Here is an 11,599-nt window from a genome sequence, read left to right on the forward strand (position 1 = left end):
AAAGATATTTATGACTGGCTACAGCCGCTATTAAAAAGAAAATACCCAAATATATCATTTAAATATACGTATATAGATATTACAAAAGATAATGACAACTTAACAGATCATGATTTACAATTTATTGAAAGAATAGAACAAGATGAACTATTTTATCCATTAATTACAATGAACGATGAATATGTAGCAGATGGTTATATACAAACAAAGCAAATCACTCGATTTATAGACCAAAAGCTTGTGAATGAATAATATACACATAACAAAAAGCAATGTCAGTAATAGTGTGAACTGACATTGCTTTTTAATTTTAACCATTATGATATTTATATAACCAAAGTACGCCGGATTTTAAAATAGAAGCGAGTCGTCCTGTTACAGTGCGATCCATGATATATGCAAAACCTTGTTTATCTCCTAATGACCCAACGATACCTTGTACCTTTAGTTCCGGCATTTTGTCAGGTAATGGTTCATTTAGCCATTGCTTTTTAAGCACATCGGCAATTTGATCACCTTGAACTTCGGCTAACTGAGCACTTGGCGCATGTGGTAAATCAGCACAATCACCAACTACATAGACGTTACGATATGTTGGTACTTGATGATACTGGTTAACTATCACGCGTCCATTACTATTTATATCAATCGGCAAGTTACGAACAACTTCAACAGGTTGAATTCCTGCTGTCCATACAACTAAATCAATATCTTTAGGTTCATCACAGTTATATATTTTACCAGGTTCAACTTTATTAATATTTGAATTTGGAACAACGGTAACATTATTTTTGGCGAACCATTTCGCAACATACTTACTTAATTTTTCTGGAAAATTTCTTAAAATTCGCGGCCCACGGTCATAAAGATATATTTCCAAGTCTGATCTACTTTCTCTTAATTCGCTGGCAAGTTCTATGCCGCTTAATCCAGCACCAACGATACCAACTTTAGCACCTTCTGGTAGTTCACTAATACTATGGAAAGTATCCCGAGCCTTTGAGAGTGTTTGAATACTATGTGTATATTCTTCGGCTCCTGGAACGTTATGATATTTATCTTCACATCCTAAACCAATGATTAGCTCATCATAATCAATTTTAGAGTTACCGACTGAGACAATTTGAGCATCTAAATCTATGTCGTTAATTTCACCATAAACTGTATTCACTTGTGGATGATTAGGGAATTTCATGCGAACATCTTTATCTGATTTCGTGCCCGCAGCTAAAGCATAAAATTCTGGTTTCAATCCATGAAATGGCATACGATCAACTAATGTGACTGTATAATCTTGTGGTAAAGAAGTAGTTAAAATGCGTGACATGATACGCATATTACCATATCCGCCGCCTAACAAAACTAAGTTTTTCATAATGAAGTACCCCTTTTATATGTTAATATTTACTTTAATTTTGAAAAGATCAAAGTGCATAGATATATTTGTTAATGAACAGTTATAAAATGCAAGTGTCTTTGATTCATCAATAACCCCTAAAAAAGTAAATATGTATTTATATGCTTATTATATATTTTTTTGAAAATGACTACAAATAAATATTTGTACTAACTAAGGCACTATTACATAACTGGGATAAGAAACATCAGTTGTTGTAATTGAGCACATCATGTTAAAATACTAGTTTTAAAATGCTATAATATTGTAACAAATGAAATAAGAAGGTGAAGTATGAATCCGATCGTAGAATTTTGTCTCTCTAACATGGCAAAAGGTGGAGATTATGTTTTTAATCAACTGGAAAATGACCCAGATGTCGATGTGTTAGAGTATGGTTGCCTGACACATTGTGGTATATGTTCAGCCGGGTTGTATGCTTTAGTAAATGGTGATATTGTTGAAGGTGATTCGCCGGAAGAATTATTACAAAATATATATGCACATATAAAAGAAACTTGGATTTTTTAAGGAGGAGTTATCATGCCAACAGTTATATTAACAGAAGCAGCTGCTTACGAAGTAAAAGATATGCTTAAAGCAAATGAAATGCCAGATGGCTATTTAAAAATTAAAGTGAATGGTGGCGGGTGCACTGGTTTAACATACGGTATGGGTGCAGAAGAAGCGCCTGGTGAAAATGATGAAATCTTAGAATACTTTGGATTAAAAGTTTTAGTAGACAAAAAAGATGCACCCGTATTAAATGGTACGACTATTGATTTTAAGCAATCATTAATGGGTGGCGGTTTCCAAATCGACAATCCTAATGCAATTGCTTCATGTGGCTGTGGTAGTTCATTTAGAACTGCAAAAGTTGCAGGTAATCCTGAAAACTGCTAATAAAATAACTTTTTAATGGTTAACCCAATTTTTGGGATACAAATTGATATCAATTATGATTAGGGACATATTTGATTATGTCCTATTTTTGCGTAAAGATATTTTGTTTTATTAAAAAGCTTATTGAAAATTAAGAATCTGACTATAAATAGTATTTTAAATGATCGTGATAACGGATACATTTTTAATCGAAATCAGGCTACGAAAAAATTAATTAATTTTTTCACAATCTGACTGAATCTTGCTTGAAAATATAACATAAAAGCTATAGAATTAGTATTGGATTAAAAATGTCTTTTTTGTGAACATCACAGGTTTTTACATAATTTAAAAGACTTAAATAACAAAATGATGATAAACTAGTATACATTGTGGTAAAAGTAGTAATGACCAGTTGTTACTAGTAATTATCAGCATTTGGTTAAAAAAATATGAAAGCTTAGGTGAAATTAAATGGCTCAAGATCGTAAAAAAGTACTTGTACTTGGTGCTGGTTATGCAGGTTTACAAACTGTAACTAAATTGCAAAAAGCGATATCAACAGAAGAAGCAGAAATTACGCTTATTAATAAAAATGAATATCACTATGAAGCAACATGGTTACATGAAGCATCAGCAGGTACACTAAACTATGAAGATGTATTATATCCTGTGGAAAGTGTCTTGAAGAAAGACAAAGTGAACTTTGTTCAAGCAGAAGTAACAAAAATTGACCGTGATGCTAAAAAGGTAGAAACAAATCAAGGTATTTATGACTTTGATATTTTAGTAGTAGCATTAGGTTTCGTTAGTGAAACATTCGGCATCGAAGGTATGAAAGATCATGCTTTCCAAATTGAAAATGTTATCACAGCACGTGAATTATCACGTCATATCGAAGACAAATTTGCTAACTATGCAGCATCAAAAGAAAAAGATGATAACGATTTATCTATCTTAGTTGGTGGTGCTGGATTCACTGGTGTTGAATTCTTAGGTGAATTAACAGACAGAATTCCTGAATTATGTAGCAAATATGGTGTGGATCAAAATAAAGTTAAAATCACTTGTGTTGAAGCAGCACCTAAAATGTTACCAATGTTCTCAGAAGAATTAGTTAACCACGCAGTTAGCTACTTAGAAGACCGCGGTGTTGAATTTAAAATTGCTACACCAATCGTTGCTTGTAACGAAAAAGGTTTTGTAGTTGAAGTAGATGGTGAAAAACAACAATTAAATGCAGGTACTTCAGTATGGGCAGCTGGTGTACGTGGTAGTAAATTAATGGAAGAATCATTTGAAGGCGTTAAACGTGGACGTATCGTTACAAAGCAAGATTTAACAATCAATGGTTACGACAACATTTTTGTTATTGGTGACTGTTCAGCGTTTATCCCAGCTGGAGAAGAACGTCCATTACCAACTACAGCACAAATTGCAATGCAACAAGGTGAAAGTGTTGCTAAAAACATTAAACGCATCTTAAACGGTGAATCAACTGAAGAATTCGAATACGTTGATCGTGGAACTGTTTGTTCTTTAGGTTCACATGACGGTGTAGGTATGGTATTTGGTAAACCTATCGCTGGTAAAAAAGCAGCATTCATGAAAAAAGTGATTGATACACGTGCGGTATTCAAAATCGGTGGTATCGGTTTAGCATTCAAAAAAGGTAAATTCTAGGCTTTAAATAAAGTTTCAGCTAAACACATAAAATTAAATTATTCATTTATAAAGTCCTTCAGTGTCACTGAAGGGCTTTATTGTTGTACAATTTGAAGTGAGTAACATATCAAATCTAAGGAGGTACATTATGAATTTTAAATTAAATAACACACTAAGCAACGAAATAAATACATTGATTATTGGTATACCAGAACATTTAAATCAGTTAGAGCGCATTAGTTTTAATCATATCGATATTACAGAATCACTTGAAAGACTAAAACATCAACATATTATTGGTAGTAAAGTTGGGAAGATTTATACAACTGCATTTGATGTACAAGATCAAACATATCGTTTAATTACAGTTGGTTTAGGAAACTTAAAAGCACGTAGTTATCAAGATATGTTGAAAATATGGGGACATCTTTTCCAATACATAAAGTCAGAACACATTGAAGATACTTATTTACTTATGGATTCATTTATTTCAAAATATGATCAGTTATCAGATGTATTAATGGCATGCGGTATTCAAAGTGAGCGTGCAACATATGAATTCGATCATTATAAATCAAGTAAGAAGGCACCGTTTAAGACGAATTTAAACCTTATTAGTGAATCATTAATTGAATTAGATTTCATTCATGAGGGTATCAGTATTGGCCAATCCATTAATTTGGCAAGAGACTTTAGTAATATGCCACCGAATGTATTAACACCACAAACATTTGCAGAAGATATTGTTAATCATTTTAAAAATACAAAGGTCAAAGTAGATGTTAAAGATTATGACACTTTAGTTTCTGAAGGATTCGGACTTTTACAAGCAGTAGGTAAAGGTAGTAAGCATAAACCGAGATTAGTAACCATCACATATAATGGCAAAGACAAAGATGAAGCACCAATTGCCTTAGTTGGTAAAGGTATAACGTATGATTCTGGTGGTTATAGTATTAAAACGAAGAATGGCATGGCTACAATGAAGTTTGACATGTGTGGCGCTGCGAATGTCGTTGGTATCATTGAAGCGGCTAGTCGTTTACAACTGCCTGTAAATATTGTCGGAGTGCTTGCTTGTGCTGAAAATATGATAAATGAAGCATCAATGAAGCCAGATGATGTATTTACAGCATTAAGTGGTGAAACTGTAGAAGTAATGAATACAGACGCTGAAGGTAGATTAGTCCTTGCAGATGCTGTGTATTATGCAAATCAATATCAGCCTAGTGTGATTATGGACTTTGCTACATTAACGGGTGCAGCAATTGTTGCACTAGGCGATGATAAAGCTGCTGCATTTGAATCGAATAGTAAAGTGATATTAAACGATATATTACAAATAAGTTCTAAAGTCGATGAAATGGTATTTGAATTACCGATTACTGCAACCGAACGTGCAAGTATTAAACACAGTGATATCGCTGATTTAGTTAACCATACGAATGGACAAGGTAAAGCGCTATTTGCGGCAAGTTTTGTAACACATTTTAGTGGTCAAACACCTCACATTCATTTCGATATTGCAGGTCCAGCAACGACTAATAAAGCTTCATATAATGGTCCAAAAGGGCCAACAGGATTTATGATTCCGACGATAGTACAATGGTTAAAACAACAATAATTTAATTATTTGCCTGATACAACTTGTGTCTTGATATACATTTCTAATTTAACTCTTGAAAGTATAAAGGATCGCATTGTATCAGGCATTTTCATTGTTGTAAGAAAATATAAATCGCATATCCTTGTGAGCATAAATCAACTTGACTAGCATTGCAAAAAAATATTATAAGCATATGTTCATTCAGTCAACGACTACTAATATTACATTTTAGAACTTAGTATTTTGATTGGTGTTCCAAGCTTGTAAAATTGTTTAATTTAATGAAAGATAAAATTATTTTAAGAAAGACAATTAACTAAAAAATAAAGATTATTGGTATAGTTTGCTATTGACAGGTGTTAAAGCTACTGATACTATGTAGTCTATAAACGCTTTAGTTCGATAGAGTGATAAAGGATGGTTGTCATATGATAAATGCAGTAGTAATAGCAGTAATTTTAATGATTGTGCTATGTTTATGTCGATTAAACGTAGTTATAAGCTTATTTATCAGTGCGCTAGTTGGTGGCGTAGTATCAGGTATGAGCATTGAAAAAGTAATTAATGTATTCGGAAAAAATATAGTCGATGGTGCTGAGGTAGCATTAAGCTATGCCTTATTAGGTGGATTTGCAGCATTAATTTCATACAGTGGTATCACAGACTATTTAGTAGGAAAAATTATAAATGCAATACACGCTGAAAATAGTCGATGGTCAAGAGTTAAAGTAAAAGTGACAATAATTATTGCATTATTAGCTATGAGTATCATGAGTCAAAACTTAATTCCTGTACATATTGCATTCATTCCAATTGTCATCCCACCATTGTTAAGTCTGTTTAATGACTTAAAAATAGATAGACGTTTAATCGGTTTGATTATCGGTTTTGGTTTATGTTTCCCGTATGTGTTATTACCTTATGGATTCGGTCAAATTTTCCAGCAAATTATTCAAAGTGGCTTTGCAAAGGCGAATCACCCAATTGAGTTTAATATGATTTGGAAAGCAATGCTTATTCCTTCAATGGGGTATATTGTTGGCTTACTTATCGGTTTATATGTATATCGTAAACCACGTGAATATGAAACACGTAAAATTTCAGATAGTGACAATGTTACAGAGTTAAAACCATATATCTTAATAGTAACAATTGTAGCAATACTAGCTACATTTTTAGTACAAACATTTACAGATTCAATGATTTTTGGTGCACTGGCCGGGGTACTCGTATTCTTTATTTCACGTGCATATAATTGGTATGAATTAGATGCTAAGTTTGTTGAAGGTATTAAAATTATGGCTTATATTGGTGTAGTTATTTTAACAGCAAATGGATTTGCTGGTGTAATGAATGCTACTGGTGATATAGATGAATTAGTTAAAACTTTAACAAGTATTACTGGTGATAATAAATTATTTAGCATTATCGTGATGTATGTGATAGGTTTAATTGTCACTTTAGGTATTGGATCATCATTTGCAACCATTCCTATTATCGCATCATTATTCATTCCTTTTGGAGCGTCAATTGGACTAGATACAATGGCATTAATCGCATTGATTGGAACAGCGAGTGCATTAGGTGACTCAGGTTCACCTGCAAGTGATTCAACATTAGGACCAACTGCGGGATTAAATGTTGATGGCCAACATGATCATATACGCGATACATGTGTACCAAACTTCTTGTTTTATAATATTCCTTTAATGATTTTCGGTACTATTGCTGCTATGGTACTATAAGCATAAAGAGGTGAAAATATGACGCATTTATTAGAGACATTTGAGATGTCAATAGATCACCAGGAAGATGGTTTAGTTGTTATTTCTATGCCTGTTACTGATAAAGTAAAACAACCATTTGGATATTTACATGGTGGTGCTTCGATTGCTTTAGGTGAAACAGCATGTTCATTAGGATCTGCTAATCTAATTGATACAACCAAATTTATTCCATTAGGTTTAGAGATGAATGCCAATCATATTCATTCTGCTAAAGATGGTCGTGTTACTGCGACAGCTGAAATTATTCATCAAGGTAAGTCGACACATGTATGGGATATAAAAATTAAGAATGACAAAGAACAATTAATTACAGTTATGCGTGGTACAGTTGCTATTAAACCTTTAAAATAAAAGAACTGCTAGCTGAAATGTTATGAGATATTCATAACTACGGCTAGCAGTTTTTTTATGCGCTATATTGTTGTAGTTTTAGAAATGCTTGTTCAATGCGTTCGGCAGCTTTACGGCCACCCATAACATTTCTACCAAATGGTCCTAATTCTAAGTCTGCAAAGCATCCTGCGACAAATAGATTTGGTATCCATTCTAATTTTTCGGAAATAACAGGGTAATTACATTCGTTAATAGGTGCATCATAATTTTGTATTAATTGCTTAATAAGTGGTTGTGACATAAAATCTTGTTCAAAACCAGTTGCAACCATAATCTGTTGATATGGAACAGAATCATTTTCAGTGTTAATTAAACCATCACTAATTTGAGTGATAGGTGTTTTATGCACATTTATACGACCATTTTTAATATGTTTTTTAAGGCGTAAGTACAGTTCGTGAGGCATTGATCCTTTATGACGTTCACGTTGTACAATGGCATTTCTTTCAGGCATGCTTTTAGTACTTAAAAATGTAGACATATTCTTCGGACCTAACCAACCAGGATCAGCATCAAAGTCATGTATTTCAATATCTTTATTTAGCCATAAATGAATCTTTTTATCGTTATCATGATTTAACAATTTAAGTGCAAGATGTGCAGCCGTAATGCCACTACCAACGATATGATCGGTCTTATCATATACTACTTGATCATGTTCTTTCTCGAAGATATGATTTACATTCTGTTTGTCTTTTAAAATGTCAGGCATAAACGGAATATTTGTACTACCTATTGCAATAACGACGCAATCTGTAGTGATAATTTGTCCATCTTCTAACTTGATATGCCATTTGTCTTCTTGTTTATCTAAAGTTTGAACTAAACCTTGAACCAAGCAATCCTCTAATTGATATTGTTTAGAAGCATGTGCAATATGATCCATAAACATTGTCAATTCAGGTCGTTGATAAGGACCATAAAAAGCATTTGTATATTGGTGCTGTTTAGCGAATTGTTTTAGATGGAACGGTTGTGGATGTACGTGATGTACAATCGGTGATCTTAAATAAGGCATTTCTATTCGATTTGTAAATGAGTTAAACCTTTGGCAAAAAGTTTCGTGTGGGTCAATGATTGTTAATCGGTCTGTTGTTAATCCGCTTGATAATAGTTTTTGTGCGATTGCAGTTCCCTGTATGCCACCGCCGATAATTGTCCAATGCATAATAAAACCTCTCTCTTTTTAAAGCGTAATCGTTACGATTTATAATTATTATTATCATAATACATAACGACATGAAAGGCAATTAAATTAAAGAGATATATGTAGATAGGGCGAAGCTGTAGTCAAAGAAAAAACCATTGAAAAAGAGGTAACAATGTCAAAAGAAAACAGCAGTAAAATCATTCCTAATTTGGAATCATCTTACTGCTGTTTGTTGTTGATTTATATTCATGATTTTGTTATATAATCTACAATTTTGTGTCTTTTAAGTCTTCCGAAATTTCATCGACTTTAGTCTTTTTAGTATAAGGCGTTTTAATATTATATGCTGCTTTCATAATCATATGACTTGAAAGAGGACCTGTAATTAATACAAAGATAATCGCAACGATTAATTGCATATTTACAAAACCTTGAGTAGCAATAAAATATAAAAACGTACCAAATAGTAATGACATTGCACCTAATGTTGATGCTTTTCCGGCAGCATGTGCACGTGAATATACATCTTCAAGTCTCAATAATCCTATAGCTGCTAGGGCGCTAATTAAAGCACCGATGATAACAAAGATAAGTGCAAGACTAATCAGTATGATTTTGATCATGTTCAATCACCTTACCTTTGTCCATAAATTTAGAGAATACTGCAGTACCTAAAAAAGCTAATATACCAATCATCATAATAACGACAATCATGTATTTAATATTTAATAAAATACTGAATAATGCTATAACTGCCATTAATTGAAGACCAATCGCATCTAATGCGACAACACGATCGGCAAGTGATGGGCCTAGCACAACGCGAATGAGCATAGCTAACATAGAAATGACAACTATGATTAATGCAATAACGATAATAACATTATGATTCATTATATTTCGCCCACCTCTCTTACAATTTTCTCTAATGATGTTTTAATACTTTCTACTTCTTGCTCTTTAGTTGAAAAATCTATGGCATGAATATAAATTTTTGTACGATCGTCACTTACACCAAGCACTACAGTACCAGGTGTTAATGTAATTAAATTAGACAGCAAGACAATTTGCCAATCTTTTTTTAAATCTGTGTGATAAACAAAGAATCCTGGTTCATTTTTAATCGAAGGTTTAATAATAATTTTCAAAACATCAAAATTAGCTTTAATCAGTTCGATTAAGAAAATAATAACTAATTTAATAATACGATATAGCGTGATGACATAAAATCTACCTGGTAACACTCTGTGTAAGAGGTAAACAAGAACTAGGCCAAAGATGAAACCTAACACAAAGTTATTTGTTGTGTAACTATTTGTTACAAACAACCAAAACACTGCGATAATAAAGTTTAATACTAATTGTACAGCCATGTTATTTACCTCCTAATACAGCTTTAACGTAGGTTGATGGATTGTAGAATGTTTCTGCACCAGCTTTTACCATTGGATATAAGTAATCTGCTGACAATCCATATAAAACAGTTATCACAACTGCAACGATTGCAATCGTAGTTAAATATTTGACGTCGACTTTGTTATTAAGATCATATCCTTTTGGTTGACCGAAAAAGCCTTGTAGGAATATGCGAATGACAGAATATAATACGACTAAACTTGATAATAAGACGATGACACCACTTAAATAAAATCCTCTTTCAAATGTTGATTGGACAATGAAAAATTTTCCATAAAAGCCACTGAGTGGGGGAATGCCAGCTAAACTTAATGCTGCGATAAAGAATGACCAACCAAGTACAGGATATCGTTTAATTAAGCCACCAAATTGTCTTAAATCAGCAGTGCCTGTAATTTTAATCATAATTCCGATAAGCAAGAATAATGCAAGTTTTACTAACATGTCGTGCAATGTATAGTAAATAGCCCCAATCATACCTGACTCTGTCATCATTGCAACGCCGACTAAGATCACACCTACAGCAATCATGACATTGTATAGGATGATTTTTTTAATGTTGGCATATGCAACAGCACCGACACAACCAAAGATGATCGTTAATAGTGCTAAGAATAAAATGACATAATGTGAAAAGCTTACATTATCACTAAAGAATAGGCTTAATGTTCTAGCGATTGCATAAACACCAACTTTTGTTAACAAAGCACCAAAGAATGCAATGATTGGAATTGGTGGTGCATAGTATGCACTAGGTAACCAAACAAACATTGGAAATACGCCAGCTTTTGTAGCAAAAACAAAGATAAATAGTATGAAAACGATATTGACTAAGCCACTGTCATGCGCTGAAAGGTTAGCTAATTTATTGCTTATATCTGCTAGATTCAATGTTCCTACTACTGAATATAAAATCGCTACACCCATTACGAAGAAGGATGACGATACAACGTTAACAAGAACATATTTTATTGTTTCCTGTAGTTGAATTTTTGTAGAACCAATTACTAATAAGAAATAAGATGACATTAAAAATACTTCGAAAAATACGAATAGGTTGAAAATGTCACCAGTTGTGAATGCACCAATGATACCTATTAACATAAATAGTACTGAAAAATAATAATAATATCTTTCACGTTCAATACCAATTGTTTGGTATGAATATAAAATCACAATAGCTGTAATAATAATACTAGTAATTATTAGTAGGGCACTGAATATGTCTAATACAAAGACAATACTGTATGGTGCTTTCCATGAACCTAGCTCTACGCGTATTGGTCCATGTTTAACAACATTTG

At 32.8% G+C, this 11,599-nt stretch carries 13 protein-coding genes; 7 read left to right on the top strand and 6 right to left on the bottom strand.

What is annotated here, in order from left to right; all coding sequences use genetic code 11:
- Positions 1 to 252 (top strand): DUF1462 family protein (locus tag IDG65_RS13385; protein WP_206174153.1); only part of this gene is annotated, 252 nt, incomplete at its 5' end.
- Between the two features lie 58 nt (positions 253 to 310).
- Here IDG65_RS13385 and IDG65_RS13390 read toward each other — a convergent pair.
- The gene (locus tag IDG65_RS13390; protein WP_000794020.1) at positions 311 to 1,375 is read right to left on the bottom strand and encodes an NAD(P)/FAD-dependent oxidoreductase; all 1,065 of its coding nucleotides are present in this window, start codon (positions 1,373 to 1,375) and stop codon (positions 311 to 313) included.
- A 315-nt stretch (positions 1,376 to 1,690) separates the two neighbouring features.
- On the opposite strand from IDG65_RS13390, the gene IDG65_RS13395 reads away from it, so the two are divergent.
- The 6 genes from IDG65_RS13395 to IDG65_RS13420 all read left to right on the top strand — a co-directional run bounded on the left by IDG65_RS13395 (position 1,691) and on the right by IDG65_RS13420 (position 7,687).
- Entirely contained in the window at positions 1,691 to 1,927 is a 237-nt protein-coding gene (locus IDG65_RS13395) for a YuzB family protein (RefSeq protein ID WP_001068337.1), read from the top strand.
- A 12-nt stretch (positions 1,928 to 1,939) separates the two neighbouring features.
- A complete protein-coding gene (locus IDG65_RS13400; protein ID WP_001143493.1) occupies positions 1,940 to 2,299 on the top strand; it encodes a HesB/IscA family protein in 360 nt (119 codons plus the stop codon).
- A gap of 453 nt (positions 2,300 to 2,752) precedes the next feature.
- Complete coding sequence (locus tag IDG65_RS13405; protein ID WP_000046076.1) at positions 2,753 to 3,961, top strand: NAD(P)/FAD-dependent oxidoreductase; 1,209 nt, start codon at positions 2,753 to 2,755, stop codon at positions 3,959 to 3,961.
- Between the two features lie 130 nt (positions 3,962 to 4,091).
- Complete coding sequence (locus tag IDG65_RS13410; RefSeq protein ID WP_001009688.1) at positions 4,092 to 5,567, top strand: M17 family metallopeptidase; 1,476 nt, start codon at positions 4,092 to 4,094, stop codon at positions 5,565 to 5,567.
- A 410-nt stretch (positions 5,568 to 5,977) separates the two neighbouring features.
- A complete protein-coding gene (locus IDG65_RS13415; protein ID WP_000606335.1) occupies positions 5,978 to 7,294 on the top strand; it encodes a Na+/H+ antiporter family protein in 1,317 nt (438 codons plus the stop codon).
- Positions 7,295 to 7,312: 18 nt separating this feature from the next.
- Entirely contained in the window at positions 7,313 to 7,687 is a 375-nt protein-coding gene (locus tag IDG65_RS13420; RefSeq protein ID WP_000149294.1) for a PaaI family thioesterase, read from the top strand.
- Positions 7,688 to 7,742: 55 nt separating this feature from the next.
- Here IDG65_RS13420 and IDG65_RS13425 read toward each other — a convergent pair whose 3' ends face one another.
- The 5 genes from IDG65_RS13425 to mnhD1 form a co-directional block, all read right to left on the bottom strand.
- Entirely contained in the window at positions 7,743 to 8,897 is a 1,155-nt protein-coding gene (locus IDG65_RS13425; protein WP_000558757.1) for an FAD/NAD(P)-binding protein, read from the bottom strand.
- A gap of 248 nt (positions 8,898 to 9,145) precedes the next feature.
- Positions 9,146 to 9,502: a Na+/H+ antiporter Mnh1 subunit G gene (gene mnhG1 / locus IDG65_RS13430; protein WP_000590451.1), complete on the bottom strand. Its 357-nt coding sequence runs from the start codon at positions 9,500 to 9,502 to the stop codon at positions 9,146 to 9,148.
- Complete coding sequence (gene mnhF1, locus IDG65_RS13435; RefSeq protein ID WP_001016306.1) at positions 9,480 to 9,773, bottom strand: Na+/H+ antiporter Mnh1 subunit F; 294 nt, start codon at positions 9,771 to 9,773, stop codon at positions 9,480 to 9,482. Before mnhF1 ends, mnhG1 begins: the two co-directional genes overlap by 23 nt.
- Positions 9,773 to 10,252, bottom strand: a complete 480-nt coding sequence (gene mnhE1 / locus IDG65_RS13440; RefSeq protein ID WP_000290674.1) for a Na+/H+ antiporter Mnh1 subunit E — start codon at positions 10,250 to 10,252, stop codon at positions 9,773 to 9,775. The genes mnhF1 and mnhE1 overlap by 1 nt, the downstream gene beginning before the upstream one ends.
- Position 10,253: 1 nt before the next feature.
- The coding region (mnhD1, locus tag IDG65_RS13445) for a Na+/H+ antiporter Mnh1 subunit D (protein WP_206174155.1) at positions 10,254 to 11,599 on the bottom strand (1,346 nt) is incomplete at its 5' end.

The sequence above is a fragment of the Staphylococcus sp. EG-SA-17 genome (assembly GCF_017151845.1).
Lineage (GTDB): Bacteria > Bacillota > Bacilli > Staphylococcales > Staphylococcaceae > Staphylococcus > Staphylococcus aureus.